Origin of the sequence: Pseudoalteromonas sp. NEC-BIFX-2020_002 (assembly GCF_013002825.1) — a bacterium.
In the GTDB taxonomy this organism is placed as follows: Bacteria; Pseudomonadota; Gammaproteobacteria; order Enterobacterales; family Alteromonadaceae; genus Pseudoalteromonas; species Pseudoalteromonas neustonica.
Window position 1 is genome coordinate 72,703 of the sequence record NZ_JABEPJ010000016.1, and the last position, 24,381, is coordinate 97,083.

Consider the following 24,381-nt stretch of genomic DNA (forward strand, 5'->3'; position numbering starts at 1 on the left):
AAGCTAGCTGGTGGGCAATATCGTTGTAAATTTGTTTTATAGTTACAAATACGTTTAGTGTTAGTATTGAAAAATAGTTGAAATGAAATAAATACCCAAACTACCTCAAGAAGCTGAATTCAGCGTTTCACAGGGGCTTAATATCAAGGCGTTACTTTGCAACAATGGCAGTCCCTTTTAAGAAGTCAACGATGAGAGTTAGTGCCTGTGAAACGCCCTACGGGTTGGTTTAAAAGCGATTTATACTGCGTTACTTTTATAAGGGATTGATTTTAATAATAGAGCCACTATTACTTGCAATCAATGCCTTGCCTAAATTGCTTTTAACTCCAACTGAAACTGGCATCTTGAGGTGGTTTGGGTATAAAAATCCTACTCTTTGAATTACGTTAAGGAACAGTATGAAATACTTAAAAATGGGTTGCTTACTGGCTGTTATTTTTACAGTGTCGGGGTGTTCTGATGATGCCGCGTCAGTCAGTTTAGGCTTATTTACCACGAAAGACATTAAAGTTAATTCGCAACAGGATCCTCTTGTTAAAGGTGTTACTTGTCATATCAGCCATATTGAGGCTAATTTAGATTTTGCAGATCCTTCCGATATGTCTATTGCATGTCGTCAGACGGGACCAATCACCGCCGACCAATTACAAGCAATAGATCGTAGTAAATCAGGTGAGGTGGTTTTTAAGTCATCAAAGAGTATTTTATTTAAATCATTAAAAGTCCGCCGTGTTTATGATGCACAAACGCGTACTTTGATGTACTTATCATACTCAACAAAAGAGTCGACAGGCAGTCACCATCACGCATTATCTACTGTGCCGCTGTATAACACACAAGCGTGGACGTGGGCACAAGCGCAACAATAACTAAAAGAGCAGATTATGTTAGCCTTATTTAAAGCAAAACCATTATTAGATGAGCAAGAACAGCAGTGGCTGATCGATACTTTTGTATGGGCAATTGAAAATTTCGACAGTGATTATTTTATAAATAATACAGATATAGTATTGCCAAACCATCAGTTCTTTCCCGATGCGGTATCAAGCATTGAGGAAATGGCGAGTAACGTTTTTGAGCGTGTAACGAATTATGCGGGAATGCACGTTTGGCCGATTCAATTGGTGGGGCCTGCGCAATTACAACCTCAAGTATTTCCTCATTTTGAGCTTTCTAACTCGCTTCGAGGTGCACAAAGTAAATTAATGGTGACGCCTGCGCACCGTGTTAATGTGTCATTTAATCCAAATCAAATTAACCAGCCACAAGATTTAGTAGCAAGCTTTGCCGGTACTTTAGCGACTATCATGATCCACCATGTTGGTGTGTTACCACCTGGGGGAAAGGAGTTTTTACCTCAGGCCAGTGATGCACTTGCGTGCTTTTTAGGCTTTGGTGTCATGATGAGTAATACGGTGTATCAATTTAAGGGCGGATGTGGATCATGTTACAACCCCTATGCTAATAGACAAGCGGCCTTGAGTGAATCGCAAACGTTATTTATGCATGCACTTATTTGCCACTTTAAAGGCCATCAAGAGTCTAAAAAATATCTAAAATCGCATTTACGTGGTCAATTTAAAAAAGCGCAAAAAGAAATTAAAGCATTGGTAAATGACACTGCTAATCCACTGTTACTCGCGCTTGATGAGAAAAAGGCAGGGTAATTAACGTGGCTTATCTTGATGAATTTTTACTAATTGCATTGGCACATTTTTTTGCGGTAGCAAGCCCGGGTCCTGATTTTGCGATTGTGCTCAAGCAGAGTATTCAGCAAGGGCGGCGAAATGCTTTGTGGACTAGTTTTGGGGTTGGTTTAGCAATATTATTACACGTTACTTATTGCTTGTTAGGGGTTGCTGTTTTACTCGCTCAATCACCGACTATTTTTATGGCATTAAAATATTTAGCCGGGGCTTATTTGGCTTATATTGGTGTGCAAGCACTAAGAAGTGCCAAACCGGCCACAGCAGAGCAGGATAATTTAGTACCATCTGCCTCAACAGAATCTGACTGGGTTGCGTTTCGCCGTGGCTTTTTAACAAATGCATTAAATCCAAAAGCAACGCTATTTTTTATGTCGTTATTTACTTTGGTGATCAGTCAATCAACACCGTTAATTGTTCAAGCTGGTTATGGCCTTTATATGGCTTTAGCAACGTGGGTATGGTTTTCGTTTTTATCCTTGGTGTTATCAAAGCAAAGTGTACGAGGTTTCTTTCAAAAAAGTGGCCATTGGTTTGACCGTGGTATTGGTGTGATTCTTATCGCGTTAGCAATAAGAATCGTGGTGTGAAAATCATCAATTAATACGCCAATACAAGAGCAGGTAAATATGACTATATATAATTTTTCTTTTGGTTCCAATATGTCCTCTAACCGTTTACTCGCGCGTTTACCTAATGCCAAGCGTGTTGGTACGGCGATCCTACATGGCTATGAACTGACTTTTGATATGGTGAGTCTTGATGGGTCAGGCAAAGGTAATGTTCGTCCAAGCAATGACCAAAATACGCAAGTATATGGTGTTGTTTATCAACTTAACCATGATGAAAAGAGCGTTTTAGATGATATTGAAGGCCCGCGTTACGATTGTGTGGATGTTCAAGTAACGCTGCTTGATGGGCAAGTTCTCAATGCTCATTGTTATATTGCAAATACTACTAATGAGGACATATTACCTTATGACTGGTATATGCAGCACGTTCATCGCGGGGCGCTTGAAGCTTGTGTGCCAAATGAGTACAGTGAAGCCATAAAATCACGACAAACATGTCGAGATAGTAATAGTGAACGTGCTGCAATTGAGTTTGCCGTGCATCAACAATAATAAAAATTAAACTAGGACTGTTATGAAACTAACTAAATTAGCCATTGCCGCCACGTTATTTACAGGGTGTGCATTTAACAGCTACGCTGATATTGATACGAACAATATTAACCAAGTAATCGAAAACTCTATGGCGCGTTTTGATGTGCCTGGCATGGCTGTGGCGATAGTTGAAAACGATAACGTGGTGTTTGCCAAAGGCTTTGGTGTAAGCCATTTGGAAACTGGCAACAAGGTAAATAAAGACACGTTATTTGGTATCGCATCAAATACCAAAGCATTTACGGCTGCGGCATTAGCTAAATTAGTTGATGAAGAGAAGCTAAGCTGGGACGATAAAGTGATTGATCACTTACCTGAGTTTCGTCTTTATGATGCATATGTAACCCGTGAAATGACCATTCGAGATTTACTTAGCCACCGTAGTGGTTTAGGTCTTGGCCAAGGCGATTTAATGATTTGGCCAGATACGAATAAATCAATTGAAGAAATTTTTGCCGGTTTAAAGTATTTAAAACCCGCCAGCAGCTTTCGCAGTAAATATGCTTACAACAACTTAATGTTTGTTACTGCTGGTGAGGTGGTTGCTCGAGTGTCAGGTATGAGCTGGAACGATTACATCGAAAAAAATATTCTACAGCCACTTAAAATGGGTAACTCACGTGCGGGGTTTTCGCGTATCCCAAGTAACAATAAAAACTGGGCAACGGGGCACATCCCAATGGATGGCAAGTTACACCCTTTCTTTGTTAACTACTTAGAGGACTTTCGTGGAGCTGGCGCAATAGCATCAAGCGTGAGTGATATGAGCCAGTGGTTACGTACTCAACTTGCTGGTGGCACAATGCCTAATGGCGAACAATTATTTAGTGATAAACAACAAACACAAATGTGGCACCCGCATATTACCTCTGTTGCCTCTAAATCGGCTTATGAAGCGTATCATCAACAGTTTAGAGGATACGGCTTAGGTTGGAGTATTGAGGACTATCACGGTGTTAAAAAGCTTGCACACGGTGGCGGGATTTTAGGCATGGTATCGCAAGTGACATTAGTACCAGAGAAGAACCTCGGTATTGTCATTTTAAGCAATCAGCAAGCATTTGGTGCGTTATCGGCAATTACTCATGAGGTGCTCGAAGATGCACTTGGTCTTGAAGATAAAGACTGGGTTGAAGAGCTCGCTAAAAAGCACTTTGAAGGCAAGCAAAAAGCGTACGCAAATGCTAAGCCAGAAGCGCCTGCTGACTACCAGCCACAACTACCTAATATTAGCTACACAGGTACATTGAAAGACGATTGGTATGGTGATGTTATTATTGAAGAGTTAGACGGTAAACTGCGTATTGACTTTACTCACACCAAGCGTTTAAAAGGCCAGCTAGAGCACTACACAGGCAGCACATTTATTGTTAAATGGGATGAAAAACTACTTGAGGCTGATGCGTTTATTACGTTTGATATGACGACTAAAAATCGTGTTGAAAGTGCCAAAATGAAAGCTGTTTCAACGGCTGTTACAGATTTTAGTTTTGACTTTAGAAACTTAACACTAAAAGCAAAAAAATAATTAGTTAGAATTTTTATTTTAGAATAGTAAACCAAAGTCGCAAAGCCACCAATCGGTGGCTTTGTTATAGTTGCCACTTGCTGATACAGATGGAGCTTTTATGCGTACCGCGATTATTTCACATCCTTTTTGCCGCAAACATAAAATGATTGAAGATCACCCTGAATGCCCTGAGCGTTTAGATGCGATATCAGATCGCTTATTAGCCAGCGGGTTGGATATTGCAGTACAGCAAAAACAGGCCCCAAAAGCACTTAGAACGCATTATTTGTTAGCACATGATGAAGCACTGGTAAAACAAGTTGAAAGCACTATTCCAGTACAAGGGCTTGCATCACTTGATGGTGACACCTGGTTATGTCCAGAATCACTTATGGCGATTGAGCGCGCAGTAGGGGCTGGCATATTGGCGGTAGATGAAATATTAGCAGATAAGCTCGATGCTGCTTTTTGCTCAGTACGTCCGCCAGGGCATCATGCGAATAGAACCACCTCAGCTGGTTTTTGTGTGTTTAATAATTTAGCCATTGGCGTTAAATACGCACAAAGCAAAGGCGTAAAGCGCATTGCGATAGTCGATTTTGATGTGCATCATGGAAATGGTACACAGGATATTTTTATTGATGATGACAATGTATTATTTTGCTCGTTATTTCAGTATCCGTTTTACCCTAATACGGCAATAGAAAATAACGCAACACTCATCAATTCGCCTTTACCGATTGCCAGTGATGGCAATGATTTAAAAGCGCTGTATAACCAACAGTGGCTGCCTAAATTAACGCAGTTTAAGCCTGAACTTATTTTTATTAGCGCCGGTTTTGATGCTCATCTTGAAGATGATATGGCAAGCTTAAAATTTGTTGAAGATGACTACACATGGCTGACTGATCAATTGGCAAAGTTAAGCAAAGAGCTCGGTTGTAAAGGAATTATCTCTTATTTAGAAGGAGGGTATTCACTTTCAGCACTTGGGCGCAGTGCAATTGCTCATGTAAAAGCGTTAGTTGATAGCGAGTAAATCAAACGCTTGTTGTGGGCTTAATTGTTGAATTTTACTCAAGCAACATTGCCCTTCATTTGCTAAATAATGCTTTACATATACACCTAACTCATCGGCACTTAATGGCTGGCATGCTTTTCCTAAAAGTGTGTGGTAGGTACCACTTTCCTCTAGCACTCTCACATTTTTTTGTTCATGCTCGCTGATCCCATATAAAAAGCAATCTACGTCACTTTGCTGATGCGCAATTTCTATTTCCTCATTATAAATGATGATTTTTGGGTATGACATGCTGGTTTATTGTCCTAAATCAAATGGTTGGTAATAAGCTTTATTATACTTTTCGGTTCGTGCCAAACAAGGAAGCTATGATGCCAAAAAGTAGCCGTTACCAAAAAGTATGTGATGTGTTTACAAATAAGGTTATTTCGTGTCTTAAGCACACGCATCTTATCGAAGCTGTGAGGTTAATGCGAGCACATAATGTCAGTGCTATTTTTGTTCAAGAGCATCGCTCTATTTGTGGAATATGGACAGAAGCTGATTGTATGAAGCTTGATTTTAATAATCCACAAATAAAAAGCGTGGAAATAGCATCAGTAATGTCGAGCCCCGTTATTAGTATTTCGAGCCAGCGATTGCTTAGCGATGCCGCTTTAATTTTTCATCAATACAGTGTACGACACCTTTTAGTGACAGATGAAAGCGCTCTACCATGTGGCGTGATTAGCATCACGGATATTGTCCGCAATCAAGGTTTGGATCACTATTTACAATTTCGCCCTGTGAATGAGCAATACAGTAAAAATATATCAATAGTGCCTGCAAATATGGGTGTGAGTGAAGCTATAAAGCTAATGTATGAGCGCAACGAAAAAGTTATTTTGGTATTCAATAAGCAGCAAAACGAACATGGCATTATTACCCAGCGTGATTTACTGCATTTAATTATTGAGCATGAAAGTAAGCATTTTTGTTGGGATTTTGCGAGTTGGCCACTTTATCAAATTAGCCCAAAAAATAGTTTGTTTGATGCTTATAGATTAATGTCAGATAACAATGTGCGTCATTTAGTGGTGACTGACACTCAAGAAATTAAAGGGGTTTTATCGCTTGAGCACTTAATTAATGAAATCGAAAGTGCATATTGTAGCGAACTTGAAAAAGTACTCGCACAACGAGACATCGCTCTACAGCATTCACAGCGTAACCTATACCTTGCTAATAAAATAATCGACGCTTCGCTTGATGGCATAATGATCACTCAACAAGATGGCGTAATCATTCAAGTTAATCCGGCCTTTACGACGTTAACAGGTTACCAAGAATATGAGGTAATAGGTAAACAGCCAAAAATCCTCAGTTCAGGTAAGCACGGTAAAAGTTTTTATATAAAAATGTGGCAATCTATTGCGGATAAAGGTGTTTGGCAAGGGGAGATATGTAACCGTAAAAAAAACGGTGATTTATATACTGAATGGCTCAGCATTATTCAAATAAGAGAGCCAAATTGCAGTGAGGTTGTGTATGCAGCAATTTTTAGTGATATTACAGAGCGAAAAAATGCAGAGGAGAAGATAGTTCAACTCGCTTACTTTGATGAGCTAACGGGTTTACCCAATAGACGCTTATTTAATGATAGGTTAAGCATGGCATTGGCAGCTGCACATAGAAATAACGACATGCTTGCCGTAATGTTTATTGATTTGGATCGTTTTAAAGAAATTAACGACAGCTTAGGGCACAGCGCCGGTGATGAATTATTAAAAATGGTAGCTAAACGTTTACAAGCATTGCTATGTGAAGGGGATACGCTAGCACGATTAGGAGGCGATGAATTTGTGGTGTTATGCGAGGTTGATAATATCGCATCGGTGATTAGTTTGGCTGATCAGATACTTAACCATTTGAATATCCCTTTTCAGCTGGAAGGATTGGAGGTGGGCGCAACCGCTTCAATTGGCGCAGCAATTTATCCGGAGGATGGACTCGATAGTGAGACCCTTTTAAAACATGCAGACATCGCAATGTATCGCTCTAAAGAAATAGGGCGTAACTCTTTTCAGCTGTTTAAGTCATCAATGAATGCGCGTTCTTTAGAGCGTTTAGCCATGATGAGTCGTTTTCAGCATGCGCTAGAGAATGACGAATTTGAGTTATACTTTCAACCTAAGCAATGTTTAAAAACACAAACAATAAAAGGCGTTGAAGCATTACTTCGTTGGTATGATCCTACATTAGGGATGATTTCTCCCGCACAATTTATCCCATTAGCGGAAGAGTTAGGCTTAATTGTAAAACTTGATTTGTGGGTGCTAAATAATGCCGGCATGCAACTGGCATTGTGGCAGCAAAAAGGTATAAAAGCAGGGCGGCTTGCAGTCAACGTTTCTGCGTGTCATTTGAGCCAAGGCAAGTTATCAAAAAGTGTTGAGCAGATGCTAAAGCGTTATAATTTGTCTGGGGACTGTCTTGAAATAGAGTTAACTGAAAGTAGTTTTATAAGTTCCTTTAGTCAGGCGAAAAAACAATTGCAGCAGCTAAAAAAAATGGACGTGCACATTGCGCTTGATGATTTTGGTACAGGGTATTCGGCACTGAGTTACTTAACTAAACTTCCAATAGATACCTTAAAAATAGATGCCAGCTTTATTGCCAAAATACCTGATGAGTATGGCAACAGTGAAGTCGTGGCTGCTATTATAGCGATGGCTACGAGCTTAAATCTATGCGTTGTAGCGGAAGGAGTAGAAAAGCAAACGCAGTATAATTATTTGCAAAGTTTAGGTTGTGATGTAATACAAGGTTATTATTATTGCCGCCCTTTAGCACAGCGGCAATGGTTTGAGTTTTATGCCCAGCTTACCCCAGCGTAACATCGTAAGAGGTGAACTTACGGATGTTTATTACGCCTGTATCAAAGATTAAATACTGCCCTTTGATGCCATTTAAAATACCACTGACAACGGGCTCTTTATCGAAATTAAAGGAGCTAATCTTGGTTGGGTACTCTGTAACAGGGAACTGTAAATCAACAACGTCCTCATTGAGTTGCTCAATGGCTGTTGCGCCAAATAGCTCAGCCAGTTCATTGAGTTTATCTGCAATTTGCGGAATAAGCTCAGCGGCGGCTGCTTTTAAGTCGAGTACATCATTTTGCCCTTTGAGCATGTTGCGCCAATTTGTTTTATCAGCAATAAACTGTGCTAACGCGACTTCGACTAAACCAGATTGTAAGCGTGTTTGCACTTTAAAAATAGGCAGTGCTTGGGTTGCCCCTTGATCAATCCAGCGGGTTGGAATTTGCGTGTGGCGGGTTATGCCGACTTTTAAACCCGATGTATTCGCGAGGTAAACATAGTGGGGGATCATGCAATTTTCTTCACCCCACTGTGGCTCACGACAGGTGCCTTGATCAAAATGACAGGTTTCAGGTTTCATAATGCACATATCGCAGCTAGCAAGCTTGCGCATACACACGAAACAGTGTCCTTGAGAGTAACTTTTTTTGGTTTTTTTACCACAACTCGAACATAAAATTGAACCGTTAAAAGTCAGTGTTAATTGTTTGCCAATATAAGCATTGAGATCAACTAACTCATCACCAATTGGCAGATGATATTGGATCGGCTGAGTTAGCGATGATTTTAATTTTTTAATTGTGCCTTGCATCTTTACGCCCCTAAAGATGTGAAAAAGGGGATTTTAACATGTAATTGCACTGACTGATTATTTAATGTGAATGACAAGGGCGTGTTGATCTTTGTGGATTGAAATTTGTTCAATTCAGGGGCGATTTAATCGCGGCGCGAGGTTTGGAATAGAGTGGGCTCGATAACTGCTCCTGCGTTATTCTACTGGCTCACATCCATGTGAGAATAAGTAAAAACCGAGTAACAAAGAGTTAATCGCCCCTAGGAAGAACCCTTTGGGCAGCGCATGTTTGGCATTTATACTGCGTTATCGCCTATTTATGGGGAACAACCACACTGCATAGGCGCTGCCTTGCCTAAATACCAAACATACTGCTGCAAAATTAATCACGAAAGGTCAACATGCCCTAAGCCACTGCAAATAATCTGTGATGGGTATGGCTTTGGAATAATAGTAACCTTGGGTATTATTAGCACCCATTTCAATTAGTAATTGATGGGTTCCTTTATCTTCAACGCCTTCTACCGTAACACTTAGCCCTAGATTGTGCGCCATATCAATTGCGGTTTTGACAATCACTTGATGGGATTGATTCGTTGTGAGATCCAATACAAATGATTTATCAATTTTTAAGTTTGAAAAGGTGTAATTAACTAAATAATTTAGTGAAGAGTATCCAGTACCAAAATCATCAAGGATGACGTGAACACCGAGCTTTTTTAGCTGCTCCATAAAACTTTTCATTTGTTGTTGATTCTCAACGAGTGCCGTTTCGGTTAACTCAAATTTAAGCTGTTTAGCAGGTATGTTATACGTTAATAAAGCGTTTTCAATTTTTTCGGCGAGTTTATTAATACTTAAGTTTTTAGCGCTTAAGTTTACACTAACAGTGTGCTCATTAAAGCCATGCTTATTTAGTTCTACAATATCCTGACACGCTTGTTCTATCACCCATAAAGTAAGCTCATTAATAAGTCCGGTTCGTTCAGCTAATAAAATGAGTTCTTCTATATTAATATGTTGATGCTCAGGCGTTGGCCAGCGCAGCAGTACTTCACTACCAATAACTTGATTGGTACGCACGTTTATTTGTGGTTGATGGTACATTGCTAATTGATTGCTTTTAATTGCTTGTTGTAGTTTTGCAGCAAGCCCTATATCCATCGTGATGTGTGTATTTTGTTGTGAGTTGCTGATATTGCTGGTGCTATTTCTAGCTTGTTTTAAAGTCAGGTAGCCGCGTTGTAAACTAGCTTCAAAATTGCCGTTCGTTTTTGAAAAACTGATCCCTACAGCGTATTTAAGTTGTAAATTTAATCCTTGAACCTCATATTGCTTTGGTAAGCTTTTTACGGTTTTATTTAAACAAAGAGAGAGGCTTTCTCCACTTTGTGTTTTTGTTGAGATACACGCAAATATACCCGTGCCAAGATCGACAATTTTAGAGCTGCTATCTAAATTAAAATCTAGGTTAATAAACTGACGCTCATTACTTAACTGAAGCTCGAGTGCTTTTGCAACGTGGATAATTAGCCCGTTCGCTTGAGATGGGCTTAAAATAGTATTAAGAGAATTAAAATAGCGCAGTTTAATTAAACAGATCGTGTTTGGTCGTTGTTCTTGCTCAAGGTTCATATAAGCTTGCTTTAACATTGCACTATTAAGTAGTTTTGTTTGTTGAGTATGGGTTGCATGATACAGCGCTCGCTCACGTTGATAGCGGACACGATCTGCTAACGCCATTGCCATGAGTATTACTTCACATAAAATAGCCGCTAAAAAAGCATGGCGCGTTGCAAAGCTATAGGGCAATACACCTGTTAACTCTAATGGTTGGATTGCTGCACCAATAATTAGTGGGATCCAAGAAATAACATAAAATTTAGCCCAACGAAAACCACTGCGTAGCTTTTTATAAATCAAAATAATACATACGATATACAGTAAGACTAAAATACCAAAGAACACAGGGGCTGCAATGCTTTCAATAATAAAAAAGCAGCTTACAGCTAAAATAGCCATCAAGCCCAGCAGGAGTAAACTTAGCTTATAACGCCAGCATTGCTCTTTGTGGTAGCGTAAAAACATGGTACAAAATGAAAGTGTGAAAAAAGCAATGGCGTAGTTGCTAACAACAATATATTTGTGAAAAAACAACTGCCAAGAAAGTGGCCATAAATAAAAGCCAAAACCTAGTACGGCACCCATTAAGATTATTGCGCTAATAATGTAACCAATATAGACAAGGTAAACGCGATCACGAATACCAAAAAATAAAACAAGGTTGTACAGTGCCGCCATAATCAAAACACCAACAAAAATTCCCCATATCGCAGTTTGTGAGCGAGTTAACTCCTGAAACTCTGCTTCACCATATAAATTTACGGGGGTTTTACTTATTCCCGTCGTATCAATTTTTAAAACTAGCTTTTGCTTGCTTTGCGCCGGTAGTGATAGGCGAATATGGGGTACGCTGTATTGAAGTAAACTCAGTCCAAGCTCGGTATCACCTAATGTAGTTTGGTGAATAATATTATTGTGTTTATCTAAATGGTAAACGTTTAGCTGATCAACCATGGGGTTATCAAAGTGAGCAACAATTTTCTCTTTGCTGGTACTACGATTATCTAACTCGATAATTAACCAGTAATTACGGCTTTCGAAGTTCCAATCGATCTCATTAAAAGGTTTATAAATCATCGCATCAGGCTGAGTTATTACTTGCTCTAAAGAATGTTTTTTAGTGGGATCAATGAAGTAAGCATATTTTAAATAAATGGCAGTGGTTTTATCTATTGTGTATTTAGTGGGAGTTGCTAGATGGGATGCGTAATTACCTATAACAAAAAGTAGCACGAACAATATAAAAATGGCAATAAAGTGATAGCTAAGAGAATGATGTTTCAATTGTTCGGTTCTTAGAAGGTTTTTGTATTTTTAGTGTAGCATTAAAAAAAGCGCAGTAAACCGCGCTTTTTTTTTAAACAAACTGGTTAGACCTATTTTAGATCTCCCTAGCTTTGAGTTTCGCGGGCAATTGCACGATAAGCAATGTCAGTACGATATTCCATGCCTTCCCAGCTGATTTCATCAATCAGTTGATATGCACGTTGTTGTGCTTGTGTAACTGTATTTCCAAGTGCCGTTGCACACAGCACACGGCCACCGGCAGTCACTACGTTGTCACCGTCTTGTTTAGTCCCAGCATGAAATACTTTTTCATCAGCAGGGTAGCTAACTTTAAGACCATTGATTACATCACCTTTCGGGTAGTTATCAGGGTAACCTTTGGCAGTAAGAACAACACCTACAGCAGCGCGAGGGTCAAACTCAATGGTGGTCTTATCAAGCTCAACACGGTTCGCAGCTTCAATCAACTCAACGAGATCTGATTGTAAACGTAACATCATTGGTTGTGTTTCAGGGTCACCAAAGCGACAGTTATACTCGATAACTTTAGGCGTACCAGAGCTGTCGATCATCAATCCTGCATATAAAAAGCCAGTGTACGGATGGCCTTCGCTTGCCATTCCTTCTACCGTTGGAGTGATCACTTCGTTCATAATGCGCTGGTGGATTTCGTCAGTAACGACAGGTGCAGGTGAATATGCACCCATACCGCCGGTATTAGGACCAGCATCGCCATTGTAAGCACGTTTATGATCTTGGCTGGTAGCAAACGGTAATACGTTTTTGCCATCAACCATAACAATAAATGACGCTTCTTCGCCGTCTAAGAACTCTTCAATCACTACGCGACTGCCAGCCTCGCCAAAAGCATTCCCCGCAAGCATGTCGCGGATTGCATCTTCAGCTTCAACTTCAGTCATGGCAACAATTACGCCCTTACCTGCAGCAAGGCCGTCAGCTTTAATTACAATTGGCGCGCCTTTTTCTCTTAAGTATGCAAGAGCAGGGTCTATTTGTTCGAAGGTTTGATAATCACCCGTTGGGATCTTGTGACGTGCTAAAAAGTCTTTTGTGAATGATTTAGAGCCTTCAAGCTGTGCAGCGCCTGCCGTTGGGCCAAAAATAGCTAAGCCGTGCTCTCTAAATTTATCAACAACACCCAGTACTAGAGGAATTTCAGGGCCAACAATCGTAAGCTCAACGTTATTTTGTTGTGCAAAGGCGAGTAGGCCATCTAAATCTTCTACTTTAATAGCTACATTCTCAAGCTTTGGCTCAAGAGCAGTACCAGCGTTACCAGGGGCAACAAATACAGTGTTTACTTTGGTGTTTTGAGCAGCCTTAAACGCAAGTGCGTGTTCGCGGCCGCCGCTGCCAATGACTAATACATTCATGGCGAATATCCTATTTAAAGCGGTTTTTTAAATTTCAGCGTCATGCGGTCACTTTCACCAATGGCTTTATACTTGGCGGCATCTTGCTCGCCTAGACGTAAGCTTGGTGGTAGTGTCCATACACCTTTAGGGTGATCAGCTGTATCAAGAGGGTTTGCATTAATATCACTGTCTGCTACCAGTTCAAAACCGGCTTTTTTAGCGATTTCAATAACATAACTTTGCTTCATATAACCTGATGATTTTTGCATTTCATCAGCGCGATCTTCAGGTAAGCGGTGTTCAACTACGCCTAATGTACCACCTGGTTTTAGAGCTTTATAGAAAGATTGAAATGCACTTACTGCGCCGTCTTTATCTTTACCCATATACCAGTTATGAACATTACGAAAAGTTAATACCATATCGGCACTATCTGCTGGGGCAATGTCTAAGTGAGTAGTAGGGGCAAACTCAGTGATTTTTACTTTACTGAATCGCTCATCTTCGGCTACTTTCTTTTTAAAGCCCGCGAGTGAACGTTGGTAGTAACCAACCGATGAATCAGCAGGGAAATGTGCAGCGTAATAGGTACCTTGCTCTTTCAGTGCTGGCGCTAAAATTTCACTGTACCAGCCGCCGCCAGGTGCAATCTCAACGACTGTCATTGTTGGTTTGAAACCAAAAAACTCCAGTGTTTCTACAGGATGGCGATATTGATCACGCTCAGAGCTGCGCTCACTTGATTTAACAGCATGACTTAATGCTGATTCACTGGCATGGTTATGAGCCAAGGCCATTGTTGAGCTGATCGTAAGGGTGGCAACAAGTAGCGTTTTTAGTGCAAGTTTCATCGTCTGTTCCTTCATATTATAATTTTATAGAGGTTATAGAATAGGCAGAATACGTGAATTTGGTGCAAACAAAAAGAGCTAACTTATGCAGTTAGCTCTTTGTGTGATTAATGGCGGAAGTGACGCATGCCAGTAAACACCATTGCCATACCAGCTTCGTCAGCTGCAGCGATAACTTCTTCATCGCGCATTGAACCACCTGGTTGGATAACAGCTGTAATACCAGCCTCTGCTGCAGCATCAATACCATCACGAAATGGGAAGAATGCATCTGATGCCATAACAGAACCTTTTACTTCAAGGTTTTCATCAGCGGCTTTAATGCCGGCAATTTTAGCTGAGTAAACGCGGCTCATTTGACCTGCACCTACACCAATAGTCATGCCGTCGCGGGCATAAACAATCGCGTTTGATTTAACAAACTTAGCCACTTTCCAGCAAAATAATAAGTCTTTGAGCTCTTGCTCAGTAGGCTGGCGCTTTGACACAACTTTTAAGTCGCCTTGCGTAACCATACCTAAATCACGGTCTTGAATTAGTACGCCGCCGTTAACACGTTTAATATCGTGACCGGTTGCTTTACCCGACCATTGACCGCACTCAAGTAAGCGTACATTTTGTTTAGCTGAAATAATTTGCGCTGCGGCTTCAGACACTTTAGGTGCAATAATTACTTCAACAAACTGACGTGAAACAATCGCTTCTGCGGTGTCTGCATCAAGCTCTTGGTTAAAGGCAATAATGCCACCAAATGCTGAAGTAGGATCTGTTTTAAACGCACGATCGTAAGCTTCAAGGATGTTTTCACCGATTGATACGCCACACGGGTTTGCATGTTTTACGATAACACAGGCTGGTACATCAAATTCTTTCACACATTCAAGCGCAGAGTCTGTATCGGCGATGTTGTTGAACGAAAGCGCTTTACCTTGTAATTGAATCGCCGTTGCTACTGATGCTTCTTGCACATCGTTTTCAACATAAAAAGCGGCGTCTTGGTGTGAGTTTTCACCGTAGCGCATATCTTGTTTTTTAGTGAACTGCATATTGATAGTGCGTGGGAATTTAGTTTCCTCTGCTGCTTCCTCAGTATAATCAGGAACCATTTTACCAAAGTAGTTAGCGATCATACCATCGTACTGTGCAGTGTGCTCGTAAGCGGCAATGGCAAGATCAAAGCGTGTTTTATACGTTGTTGAACCATTATTGCTTTGCATTTCATTGATCACACGGTCGTAATCTTTCGCGTTTACTACGATAGTCACGTCTTTATGGTTTTTAGCCGCGGCACGAACCATTGTTGGTCCACCGATATCAATGTTCTCAATGGCATCTTCAAGGCTGCAGTTTTCTTGAGCGACAGTATTCGCAAAGGGGTATAAGTTAACTACAACGATATCGATAGCTGAGATATTGTTCTCAGTCATTACGCTTTCATCTTGACCACGACGCGCTAAGATGCCGCCATGAATTTTTGGATGAAGAGTTTTAACGCGACCATCCATGATCTCAGGGTGACCTGTGTGGTCAGATACTTCAGTGACTTTAATGCCATTATCAGCAAGTAATTTACAAGTACCGCCAGTTGATAAGATGTCTACGCCTTGTGATTCAAGAGCGCGAGCAAATTCAACAATACCGGTTTTATCTGACACACTTAGTAGTGCGCGACGAATTGGACGATGTGTATCCATTGTAGTTTGATTACCTCAGTGTTTGAGCTAGCTTAGAAAGGCACTATTTTAACTGAATACCGCTTAAAAAACGATGTTTAAAGAATGAGGATTATGCAATTAGGTGCTTTTTTGAGGATTTTTAAAGATATAAAAAAAGCACCCTAAGGTGCTTTTTTGAACATATGCTGTGATATATCACAGCATATGTATTAGTTCATGCCGTATTTCTTTAGTTTCTTACGTAAAGTACCGCGGTTGATACCTAATAAGATTGCCGCACGTGTTTGGTTACCACGTGTGTAAGTCATTACTTCTTCAAGTAATGGCGCTTCTAGCTCTGAAAGAACAAGGTCGTAAACGTCTTGCACATCTTGACCGTTAAGCTGTTTTAAATAATGATGAACAGCTTTTTTCACTGCATCACGCAATGGCTGCGGTTTCTCGTGTGACTGAACATGAGGGTTAGTGATAAATGGAGAAGTCACGTTTTGTTCGAACATTGTTTATATCTCTTTCTTTCTTAGTTAGCTGCTAGTGTTATAAAGTATTGCTCTAAAGCCTCGATTTGTGCCTGTGGATTCTCGAGGACATTAAATACTCGCCTAAACTGACCATCACTGTCATGGGTTTGCAAATACCAAGATACATGTTTTCGAGCGATACGCGCTCCCATTGGTTCCCCGTAAAACGCATGAAGGTTCACTAAGTGTTCCATCAAAATACCGCGTACTTCCTCAATTGGAGGTACTGGTAAGTGTTTACCAGTTCGCAAATAGTGGTCTATCTCCCTAAATATCCAAGGGCGACCTTGGGCGGCTCGACCAATCATAATGGCATCTGCACCCGTATAGTCTAAAACCTGCTTTGCCTTTTCAGGTGATGTAATATCACCATTAGCAACCACAGGTATCGACACTGAACGTTTTATATCCCTAATAGTAGCGTATTCAGCTTCACCTTTGTACATACATGCGCGTGTACGCCCATGTACGGCCAATGAAGCTATGCCATAACGTTCAGCTATTCTCGCAATCTCTACACCGTTACGGTTGCTCTGATCCCATCCTGTACGGATTTTCAGTGTTACAGGTACATCAACAGCGCTAACCACCGCATCAATAATCTCTTCCACTAAATCAGGAAACTGTAATAGCGCTGAGCCTGCGAGTTTCTTGTTCACTTTCTTAGCTGGGCACCCCATATTAATATCTATGATCTGTGCACCATTACTTACATTGAATTGTGCAGCCTGAGCCATTAGCTCAGGATCAGCTCCTGCGATTTGCACTGCACGTATTCCCGATTCACCGCTATGATCCATACGGTTCATCGATTTTTCGGTTTTCCATACCAAAGGATTTGACGATAGCATTTCAGACACAGCTAGTCCCGCACCTAAGCGGCGACAAAGTTGTCTAAATGGTCTGTCTGTAATTCCCGCCATTGGCGCTACAATTACATTGTTCTCTAACTGATATGATCCGATACGCACTGTATTCAATAGGCCTCTTTTCAAGGGGCGCTAAGTTTACGGTTTTTTTAGCAAAAATCAAAGGCTATAAATTGAACAAAAGTGACTTTTTTTTGACTTTTGTGTATTGACATTTGATAACAGTTTGACGAATGGCTTTATTTGTCTGAATTTCATACAAAACTAATTTACTGCAAGAAAATCATTCTGTTCAGGGTTGTGTAAATAATAGGTAAAGCCTGTTAATTACAGGCTTTAGATGGTGGTTTTGGGTTAATGCTCTAAATGGAGTGATTGCTTCAAATTAAGCTTTTTTAATACCACTTACACGAGTCCACTCACCTTCAACGGCTATTTCATCAAGCGCTAAAAAAGGTGCATAAACATCAGCAACTGACTGTGCCTGTTCTTCTAAGATACCTGACATCGCAATTTTACCACCTGGTTTTAACAAGCCTAAAATCACACTGTGTAGTTCACGCAGTGGTGCGGCTAAAATATTTGCTACTACTATATCTGCTGTAAATTCAGGCTGATTTTCTGGTAGGTAAACTTCGAGTTTGTCAGCAACGCCATTGCGCTGTGCATTATCAAGGCTTGCTTCGAGCGCTTGTGGGTCGATATCAATACCAATCATGCGCTCTGCACCCAGCTTTATCGCTGCAATACCTAAAATGCCTGAGCCACAACCAAAGTCGACGACGGTTTTACCTGTTAAGTCTTGGCTTTCAAGCCATTTTAAGCATAAAGCGGTTGTAGCATGGGTTCCAGTACCAAATGCAAGACCTGGGTCTAATAGAACGTTTACAGCGTCTGGATCAGGAATATCACGCCAGCTTGGGCAGATCCATAGCTTTTCACCAAATTGGATTGGGTGGAAGTTATCCATCCATTCACGTTCCCAGTCTTTGTCTTCAAGCTGCTCAATTTTATAAACTAACGAGTCGTTTATTTCGTCATGGCGTTTTAATAATGCAATCACCGCATTCATATCGTGAGTCGCTTCGAATAAACCAATTACAGTGGTATCGGCCCAGAATACAACAGTGCCGATTTTTGGTTCGTAAATAGGGGTGTCTTTAGCATCAATAAAGGTAACAGACGCACTGCCTGCTTCCATTAATAAGTCACTTACTGCATCAGCTGTTGCAGCATTGGCATTGATACGGATTTGGATCCAAGCCATGATTCTTTCCTGTAAATAGAAAAAAGGCCGCTACAGCGGCCTTTTAAATTTTAATCTGTATTTTTAGCTACTAATTATTTAGCATCTAAGAAGCTTTTCAGTAAGTCAGAGCGAGAAGGATGGCGTAATTTACGCAGTGCCTTCGCTTCGATTTGACGAATACGCTCACGGGTAACGTCAAATTGCTTGCCTACTTCTTCTAGAGTATGGTCGGTGTTCATATCAATACCAAAACGCATACGTAATACTTTTGCTTCGCGGGCGGTAAGGCCGGCTAGTACATCGTTCGTTGCACCACGAAGGCTTTCCATTGTCGCTGAGTCGATAGGCGAATCAATAGTAGTATCTTCGATAAAGTCACCTAAGTGCGAATCTTCATCATCACCAATTGGCGTTTCCATTGAAATTGGCTCTTTTGCAATTTTAAGTACCTTACGGATTTTATCCTCAGGCATCATCATGCGTTCAGCTAATTCTTCTGGATTTGGCTCACGACCCATTTCTTGTAACATTTGACGTGAAATACGATTAAGTTTATTAATCGTTTCGATCATATGCACAGGAATACGGATTGTACGTGCTTGGTCAGCAATAGAGCGGGTGATTGCTTGACGGATCCACCACGTAGCATAAGTTGAGAACTTATAACCACGGCGATATTCAAACTTATCAACAGCCTTCATCAAACCAATGTTACCTTCTTGAATCAAGTCCAAGAATTGTAAACCACGGTTGGTGTATTTTTTTGCAATTGAGATTACAAGACGTAAATTCGCTTCAACCATTTCTTTTTTCGCACGGCGGGCTTTCGCTTCACCAATACTCATACGACGGTTGATGTCTTTAATTCGCTCGATATTTAAACCCGTGCTTTCTTCGATCACACGTAGTTTATTGATACAGCGAATTATCTCAGGCTTCACTTCTTCAAGTTTTGCAGAGTGCTTTTCGTTGGCAGCGATTTCTAAATCAATCCACGATGCATCTGTTTCGTTATTAGCAAAATGCTTAACGAATGTTTTCTTTGGTAATTTGGCAATTTGTACAGCTTGCTTCATGACGATACGTTCTTGAATACGAACGCGATCCATCATTTCACGCATGTTATTTACCATGCGATCAAACTGTTTAGGTATTAATTTGAACGTTCGGAATAATTCGCCGATTTCAAAAATAGCAGCCTGAGAATCAGGATGTGAACGGCCTTTCTTATCGAAGGTTTCACGTGCTTTATTGTAAAGATCGCGAAGATTTTCAAAGTGAACGCGGGCCTCTTCAGGATCTGGGCCGGTATCGACTTCTTCTTCGTCTTCATCATCGTCTTTATCATCATCGTCTTCATCATCAAGCTCTTTTTCGCTTAATTCAGAACCGATATGAGTCGCAGATATAGGCGCTTCATCTTCATTTGGGTCAAAGAAACCAGAGATAATGTCGCTTAGGCGCATTTCTTCGGCTTCAAACTTGTCCCACTGTTCAAGAAGATAAGTAATTGCTTCAGGGTATTCTGCAACCGAGATTTGAACCTGGTTGATCCCTTCTTCAATACGCTTGGCAATAACGATTTCGCCTTCACGGGTTAACAGTTCAACTGTTCCCATTTCACGCATGTACATACGTACCGGATCCGTTGTACGGCCGATCTCTTTATCTACAGTGGCAAGCGCAGCAGCAGCCGCTTCAGCAGCGTCTTCATCTGTTGTCGTTTCTTGCATCATCAATTCATCGGCATCAGGTGCGTTTTCACTAACCTTAATACCCATATCATTGATCATACTAATGATATCTTCTACTTGATCTGAATCGATAATATCTTGTGGAAGGTGATCATTAACTTCTGCAAAAGTTAAATAACCTTGCTCTTTACCTTTTTGAATCAGAAGTTTTAATTGTGACTGAGGAGTTGGATCCATAGAGATTTTTTCTTCCACTCTGATAAGTTGATACAACAGGCGCCAGCTTGCTTATTTAATAAGCCAAGCTAAGTATAATTTGACGCAGTGAATAGCACAGTATAACAGCAAAAATCGTTTTTGACTAGTTGTTAGTCCCTTTTAATGCTTGAGTCAATAAGTGACATTCAAGCCGCTCATCGCTATTTAAGCCTTGAGTCTTGTCCTTTATTAATAGGGTTTCGAGACGATAATTTAAACACTGATCTTCAATAAATTTGAAAGTATTTTTAAATTCATCTTCTAAACGATCTTCATTTATCTCATGTTGCCACGTTGCGAGCTTGATTAATGCTTCATACTCTGGAGCTTCACGAAATGATTCAAGCAATTGTGCCGTAGTAAGGGGGGCCTTTTGTAATGCGTCATGCTGCAAACGAATTAGTAGCGCAATTCCGGCAATATTCATCTGTGCCAAATCAGGTAAATAAGGCACTGTTGATGCAAGTTGCGGGTGCTGGACTAATAAGCCAATAGCGCGGCGCATAGGCGTAATTTTAAACTTACGTTCAATTGAATGCTGTTGCTTTGGTGTTTTTAAACGGTTATTTAATTGCTCTTTGGTGCGGCCAATTAATCGGCCTAAGTGCTCTAATAGGTTCTCTTGATAAAACTCACTGGGTATTTTTTCGACCAATGGCAGCACTGCACTGAGTAGTTTTGCTTTACCAGCGTCAGTGGTTAAGTCAATTTCTAGGCTTAGCTTATTAAACAGTACTTTAGTAAAATCATCAGCTTGAGCTAAGCGAACTTCAAAGGCTTCTTTGCCCTCTTGTTGGACTAAGGAATCAGGATCTTCGCCATCGGGTAAAAATACAAACTGTAATGCTTTACCATCACTTAGGTAGGGGAGGGCATTTTCTAACGCACGCCACGCCGCGTCACGCCCTGCACGGTCACCATCGTAACAACAAATTACTTTGTCTGTAGTTCTAAATAAAGTATGCATGTGCTCAGCTGTAGTCGCAGTACCTAGGGCTGCGACTGCATACTCAATACCTTGCTCACTCAATGCCACTACATCCATATAACCTTCAACAATGAGTACATGGTCGAGTTTTTTATGGGCTTGTTTTGCCTCATATAAACCATATAGTTCAAAGCCTTTATGGAAAATACGAGTCTCTGGTGAATTTAAATATTTTGGCCCTTGATCTGCTTGCATGACACGTCCACCAAACGCGATAACCCGACCACGTTTATCGCGGATAGGAAACATTAAGCGGTCACGGAAAAAATCAAATTGACGACCTGGTGTTTTCTCAGAGGCCAGCTTTAGCTCAACGAGTTGCTCTTTTTGTTCTTTATTACGACCAAGTTGTTGGCACAAGCCTTCCCATTCACTGGGGGCATAGCCAATCATAAACTTTTTAACTGTTTCGCCAGTTAAGCCTCGGCCTTTTACGTAATCAATGACTGTTGCTGAGTTACTATGGTGTTTTAATTGATGTTGATAAAAACGTGCGGCATGAAGCATTAAATCATAGTCTGAGCGTTTTTGTTCCGCCGTACGTTCAGGACCACTGCTTGTGCCTTGTTCGCGAGGAACATCAAGATTCATCAGGCTAGCGAGCTCTTCAATAGCATCAACAAATTCAAGTTTGTCGTATTCCATTACAAATGAAATAGCGTTGCCATTTGCGCCACAGCCAAAGCAATGATAAAACTGTTTATCCTGCGACACTGTAAATGAAGGTGACTTTTCATTATGGAAAGGGCAACAGGCTTGGTAATCTTTACCGGCTTTTTTAAGACCTACTTTAGAGTCAATTAGCTCAACGATATCGGTTCTAGCGAGTAAATCGTCAATAAAATTTCGTGGGATCTTTCCGGCCATTAGTAAAGTGTAGTCCTGAAATAAATAGAAAAAGGTGAACGAATTAACTTTCGTTCGACAAATTTAGATTTGAACACAAACGCTATTTTTATAAAAGCTAAAAACGAAGAAACCGAGCACATGGCTCGGTTTGCTTAAATCATACGTCTGTATGTGGGTGTATTAGGCAGTTAATCGTTGCTTAATTAAACCAGAAATCTTACCTAAATCGGCGCGACCTTCAGCTTTGCTTTTGATTATACCCATTACTTTACCCATATCTTGCATACCTGCTGCGTTAGTATCAGCAATAGCCGCATCAATGAGGGCAATGATTTCATCTTCACTCAATTGTTGAGGTAAGAATTCTTCAAGTGCCGTAATCTCATTGGCTTCAATTTCGGCTAAATCTTCTCGACCAGCATCAGTGTACTGGGTATAAGAATCACGGCGCTGTTTAACAAGCTTCACTAAGACTGCGGTAATACCGTCATCATCAAGTGTTATTTGCTCGTCAATTTCACGCTGTTTGATAGCAGCAAGTACCATACGAATTGGGTTAAGACGTTGTTTGTCTTTCGCTCGCATCGCATCTTTTTGTGCATCTTTTAGCTTTATTAAAAGGCTCATTTATACAAGACCAATACGGATCAATATAATTTAACGCGACGTGCGTTATCGCGAGAAAGCTTCTTCATGTGACGCTTAACTGCAGCAGCTTTTTTACGCTTACGCTCAGCTGTTGGCTTTTCATAGTGCTCGCGACGACGAACTTCTGAAAGGATACCTGCTTTTTCACATGAACGCTTGAAGCGACGAAGTGCTACGTCAAACGGTTCGTTCTCTCTTACTTTAATTACTGGCATTAAAAATTCACCTACCTAAATAATGAGCGTTGCTCAAGTTGATCAGACAATGATCAAGTGGTTCAAAAATGGTGCGGTATTGTAATCCGAAGCCACACCACATGTAAAGGATAAATATTGACTGTCCCGACAGGAAACTGAAAATATTTCTATGTTATTAATTTTACTGTAATTGATAGAGCCTACATAATACTTGCCCAGCAACTTTCTCTTTTAATAACAGCCAATTGCTTGGTGTTTGTAAAGGGCTAAGTTCGTTTTCGACTTCAACATAAATGAGTGCATTTTTACTTAGCCACTCATTTTCACTCAGTAAATCACAGCATTTTTTTGCCAGATTCTGACGAAACGGCGGGTCAACAAAGACTAAATCGAACTGCTGTTGTAACGTATTTTGGCTCAAATACACTAAACTATCAGTACAATTTATCTGCGCATTTGTGAGCTTTAATGTCTCAGTATTGGCTTTTAATTGTGCTGAAGCAAGTTTATCCCTCTCTAAAAATACAGCTGAGTTGGCAAAACGCGACAATGCTTCGAACCCTAACCCACCAGAACCGGCAAAACAATCAAGCACATTTGCACCGTGAATATCTTGCATTAACCAGTTAAATACAGTTTCTTTTATGCGATCTGTGGTTGGACGAAGCCCTTGTACATCTTTTACTGGTAGCTTGCGGCCACGAAATTGCCCACTGATGATTCTGATGACACCATCATTTACTTTGTTATTTATCTGTTTTTGTGATGATTTATTTCTCATTTAGCTCACTAAAAAATGGTATCTAGAACTTAGCTCAGATAATATTGTAATCATATAGTAGCGTGTCATTTTTCAACTGCGCTAAAAGTGTTACTATGAGCATCTTAGACAATATATTGTGGTTATTGGCAGTTTGGTATTAATACAATACCGTCAGTACGCAAATTATTTCCGTTAGTTTATCAGATTTTTATAAGTGGTTATTAGCAAGTATGGCAAAAAAAAATAAATTCCTGTCTTGGTTAGGTTTTGGTAAGTCAGATAAAAACCAGCAAGTAGAACAAGCAGCCGAAGAGGCTAATAACCAACAAGCAGAAGCTGAGCGTTTAGAGCAAGAACGTATTACAGCAGAGCGCCTAGAGGCTGAGCGTGTAGAACAAGAGCGTATTGCAGCAGAGCAGCAGGCAGAAGCCGAACGTGTAGAGCAAGAACGTATTGAAGCAGAGCGTCTTGA

At 40.5% G+C, this 24,381-nt stretch carries 21 protein-coding genes and 1 pseudogene; 8 read left to right on the forward strand and 14 right to left on the reverse strand.

The window, feature by feature from the left end:
* The first annotated feature begins 401 nt into the window (after nucleotides 1-401).
* From HJP15_RS16640 to HJP15_RS16665, 6 genes are all read left to right on the forward strand, one after another.
* Complete coding sequence (locus HJP15_RS16640) at nucleotides 402-872, forward strand: CreA family protein (RefSeq protein ID WP_054203039.1); 471 nt, start codon at nucleotides 402-404, stop codon at nucleotides 870-872.
* Between the two features lie 15 nt (nucleotides 873-887).
* Nucleotides 888-1,670, forward strand: a complete 783-nt coding sequence (locus tag HJP15_RS16645; RefSeq protein WP_054203040.1) for a hypothetical protein — start codon at nucleotides 888-890, stop codon at nucleotides 1,668-1,670.
* Between the two features lie 5 nt (nucleotides 1,671-1,675).
* Nucleotides 1,676-2,299: a LysE family translocator gene (locus HJP15_RS16650; RefSeq protein ID WP_054203041.1), complete on the forward strand. Its 624-nt coding sequence runs from the start codon at nucleotides 1,676-1,678 to the stop codon at nucleotides 2,297-2,299.
* Between the two features lie 39 nt (nucleotides 2,300-2,338).
* A complete protein-coding gene (locus HJP15_RS16655) occupies nucleotides 2,339-2,833 on the forward strand; it encodes a gamma-glutamylcyclotransferase family protein (protein ID WP_170174182.1) in 495 nt (164 codons plus the stop codon).
* Between the two features lie 22 nt (nucleotides 2,834-2,855).
* Nucleotides 2,856-4,403 carry a serine hydrolase gene (locus HJP15_RS16660; protein WP_170174183.1) on the forward strand — a complete coding sequence of 516 codons (1,548 nt, stop codon included), beginning with the start codon at nucleotides 2,856-2,858 and terminating at the stop codon, nucleotides 4,401-4,403.
* 100 nt (nucleotides 4,404-4,503) lie between these two features.
* The gene (locus tag HJP15_RS16665) at nucleotides 4,504-5,424 is read left to right on the forward strand and encodes a histone deacetylase family protein (protein ID WP_170174184.1); all 921 of its coding nucleotides are present in this window, start codon (nucleotides 4,504-4,506) and stop codon (nucleotides 5,422-5,424) included.
* On the opposite strand, the gene HJP15_RS16670 is transcribed toward HJP15_RS16665, so the two are convergent.
* Nucleotides 5,407-5,697, reverse strand: coding sequence for a DUF4144 family protein (locus HJP15_RS16670; protein ID WP_054203045.1), 291 nt, complete (start codon nucleotides 5,695-5,697; stop codon nucleotides 5,407-5,409). The two genes, HJP15_RS16665 and HJP15_RS16670, sit on opposite strands and share 18 nt — an antisense overlap.
* Nucleotides 5,698-5,777: 80 nt before the next feature.
* Between HJP15_RS16670 and HJP15_RS16675 the strand changes: the two genes are divergently transcribed.
* A complete protein-coding gene (locus HJP15_RS16675; protein WP_170174190.1) occupies nucleotides 5,778-8,282 on the forward strand; it encodes an EAL domain-containing protein in 2,505 nt (834 codons plus the stop codon).
* Here the strand turns inward: HJP15_RS16675 and HJP15_RS16680 are convergent.
* The 13 genes from HJP15_RS16680 to rsmD form a co-directional block, all read right to left on the reverse strand.
* Nucleotides 8,269-9,078 carry a DUF2797 domain-containing protein gene (locus HJP15_RS16680; RefSeq protein ID WP_054203047.1) on the reverse strand — a complete coding sequence of 270 codons (810 nt, stop codon included), beginning with the start codon at nucleotides 9,076-9,078 and terminating at the stop codon, nucleotides 8,269-8,271. The genes HJP15_RS16675 and HJP15_RS16680 overlap by 14 nt on opposite strands.
* 378 nt (nucleotides 9,079-9,456) lie before the next feature.
* A complete protein-coding gene (locus HJP15_RS16685; RefSeq protein WP_170174185.1) occupies nucleotides 9,457-11,967 on the reverse strand; it encodes an EAL domain-containing protein in 2,511 nt (836 codons plus the stop codon).
* Nucleotides 11,968-12,074: 107 nt separating this feature from the next.
* Nucleotides 12,075-13,364: a phosphoribosylamine--glycine ligase gene (gene purD / locus HJP15_RS16690; RefSeq protein WP_170174186.1), complete on the reverse strand. Its 1,290-nt coding sequence runs from the start codon at nucleotides 13,362-13,364 to the stop codon at nucleotides 12,075-12,077.
* Nucleotides 13,365-13,378: 14 nt separating this feature from the next.
* Entirely contained in the window at nucleotides 13,379-14,197 is an 819-nt protein-coding gene (locus HJP15_RS16695) for a class I SAM-dependent methyltransferase (RefSeq protein WP_054203050.1), read from the reverse strand.
* 107 nt (nucleotides 14,198-14,304) lie between these two features.
* Nucleotides 14,305-15,891 carry a bifunctional phosphoribosylaminoimidazolecarboxamide formyltransferase/IMP cyclohydrolase gene (gene purH / locus HJP15_RS16700; RefSeq protein ID WP_054203051.1) on the reverse strand — a complete coding sequence of 529 codons (1,587 nt, stop codon included), beginning with the start codon at nucleotides 15,889-15,891 and terminating at the stop codon, nucleotides 14,305-14,307.
* Nucleotides 15,892-16,082: 191 nt separating this feature from the next.
* Nucleotides 16,083-16,373: a DNA-binding transcriptional regulator Fis gene (gene fis / locus HJP15_RS16705; RefSeq protein WP_002957804.1), complete on the reverse strand. Its 291-nt coding sequence runs from the start codon at nucleotides 16,371-16,373 to the stop codon at nucleotides 16,083-16,085.
* Between the two features lie 20 nt (nucleotides 16,374-16,393).
* A complete protein-coding gene (gene dusB, locus HJP15_RS16710; protein WP_170174191.1) occupies nucleotides 16,394-17,365 on the reverse strand; it encodes a tRNA dihydrouridine synthase DusB in 972 nt (323 codons plus the stop codon).
* A 283-nt stretch (nucleotides 17,366-17,648) separates the two neighbouring features.
* On the reverse strand, nucleotides 17,649-18,530 hold the full coding sequence (gene prmA, locus HJP15_RS16715) for a 50S ribosomal protein L11 methyltransferase (protein WP_054203053.1): 882 nt from the start codon (nucleotides 18,528-18,530) through the stop codon (nucleotides 17,649-17,651).
* A 74-nt stretch (nucleotides 18,531-18,604) separates the two neighbouring features.
* The gene (rpoD, locus tag HJP15_RS16720) at nucleotides 18,605-20,443 is read right to left on the reverse strand and encodes an RNA polymerase sigma factor RpoD (RefSeq protein WP_054203054.1); all 1,839 of its coding nucleotides are present in this window, start codon (nucleotides 20,441-20,443) and stop codon (nucleotides 18,605-18,607) included.
* 124 nt (nucleotides 20,444-20,567) lie between these two features.
* Nucleotides 20,568-22,319, reverse strand: a complete 1,752-nt coding sequence (dnaG, locus tag HJP15_RS16725) for a DNA primase (protein WP_054203055.1) — start codon at nucleotides 22,317-22,319, stop codon at nucleotides 20,568-20,570.
* Nucleotides 22,320-22,481: 162 nt separating this feature from the next.
* Nucleotides 22,482-22,928: a GatB/YqeY domain-containing protein gene (locus HJP15_RS16730; protein ID WP_054203056.1), complete on the reverse strand. Its 447-nt coding sequence runs from the start codon at nucleotides 22,926-22,928 to the stop codon at nucleotides 22,482-22,484.
* A 20-nt stretch (nucleotides 22,929-22,948) separates the two neighbouring features.
* Nucleotides 22,949-23,164 carry a 30S ribosomal protein S21 gene (rpsU, locus tag HJP15_RS16735; RefSeq protein WP_002957797.1) on the reverse strand — a complete coding sequence of 72 codons (216 nt, stop codon included), beginning with the start codon at nucleotides 23,162-23,164 and terminating at the stop codon, nucleotides 22,949-22,951.
* A 163-nt stretch (nucleotides 23,165-23,327) separates the two neighbouring features.
* Nucleotides 23,328-23,927, reverse strand: coding sequence for a 16S rRNA (guanine(966)-N(2))-methyltransferase RsmD (gene rsmD / locus HJP15_RS16740; protein WP_054203057.1), 600 nt, complete (start codon nucleotides 23,925-23,927; stop codon nucleotides 23,328-23,330).
* Between the two features lie 212 nt (nucleotides 23,928-24,139).
* On the opposite strand from rsmD, the pseudogene HJP15_RS16745 reads away from it, so the two are divergent.
* A pseudogene (locus tag HJP15_RS16745) lies at nucleotides 24,140-24,381 on the forward strand (signal recognition particle-docking protein FtsY); the annotation flags it as partial.

Excerpts from the sequence above, each read along its gene's own strand:
- HJP15_RS16640 (WP_054203039.1), top strand. The coding sequence starts at position 402 with ATGAAATACTTAAAAATGGGTTGCTTACTGGCTGTTATTTTTACAGTG.
- HJP15_RS16645 (WP_054203040.1), top strand. The coding sequence starts at position 888 with ATGTTAGCCTTATTTAAAGCAAAACCATTATTAGATGAGCAAGAACAG.
- HJP15_RS16655 (WP_170174182.1), top strand. The coding sequence starts at position 2,339 with ATGACTATATATAATTTTTCTTTTGGTTCCAATATGTCCTCTAACCGT.
- HJP15_RS16660 (WP_170174183.1), top strand. The coding sequence starts at position 2,856 with ATGAAACTAACTAAATTAGCCATTGCCGCCACGTTATTTACAGGGTGT.
- HJP15_RS16665 (WP_170174184.1), top strand. The coding sequence starts at position 4,504 with ATGCGTACCGCGATTATTTCACATCCTTTTTGCCGCAAACATAAAATG.
- HJP15_RS16670 (WP_054203045.1), bottom strand. The coding sequence starts at position 5,697 with ATGTCATACCCAAAAATCATCATTTATAATGAGGAAATAGAAATTGCG.
- HJP15_RS16675 (WP_170174190.1), top strand. The coding sequence starts at position 5,778 with ATGCCAAAAAGTAGCCGTTACCAAAAAGTATGTGATGTGTTTACAAAT.
- HJP15_RS16680 (WP_054203047.1), bottom strand. The coding sequence starts at position 9,078 with ATGCAAGGCACAATTAAAAAATTAAAATCATCGCTAACTCAGCCGATC.
- purD (WP_170174186.1), bottom strand. The coding sequence starts at position 13,364 with ATGAATGTATTAGTCATTGGCAGCGGCGGCCGCGAACACGCACTTGCG.
- HJP15_RS16695 (WP_054203050.1), bottom strand. The coding sequence starts at position 14,197 with ATGAAACTTGCACTAAAAACGCTACTTGTTGCCACCCTTACGATCAGC.
- purH (WP_054203051.1), bottom strand. The coding sequence starts at position 15,891 with ATGGATACACATCGTCCAATTCGTCGCGCACTACTAAGTGTGTCAGAT.
- fis (WP_002957804.1), bottom strand. The coding sequence starts at position 16,373 with ATGTTCGAACAAAACGTGACTTCTCCATTTATCACTAACCCTCATGTT.
- prmA (WP_054203053.1), bottom strand. The coding sequence starts at position 18,530 with ATGGCTTGGATCCAAATCCGTATCAATGCCAATGCTGCAACAGCTGAT.
- rpoD (WP_054203054.1), bottom strand. The coding sequence starts at position 20,443 with ATGGATCCAACTCCTCAGTCACAATTAAAACTTCTGATTCAAAAAGGT.
- dnaG (WP_054203055.1), bottom strand. The coding sequence starts at position 22,319 with ATGGCCGGAAAGATCCCACGAAATTTTATTGACGATTTACTCGCTAGA.
- HJP15_RS16730 (WP_054203056.1), bottom strand. The coding sequence starts at position 22,928 with ATGAGCCTTTTAATAAAGCTAAAAGATGCACAAAAAGATGCGATGCGA.
- rpsU (WP_002957797.1), bottom strand. The coding sequence starts at position 23,164 with ATGCCAGTAATTAAAGTAAGAGAGAACGAACCGTTTGACGTAGCACTT.
- rsmD (WP_054203057.1), bottom strand. The coding sequence starts at position 23,927 with ATGAGAAATAAATCATCACAAAAACAGATAAATAACAAAGTAAATGAT.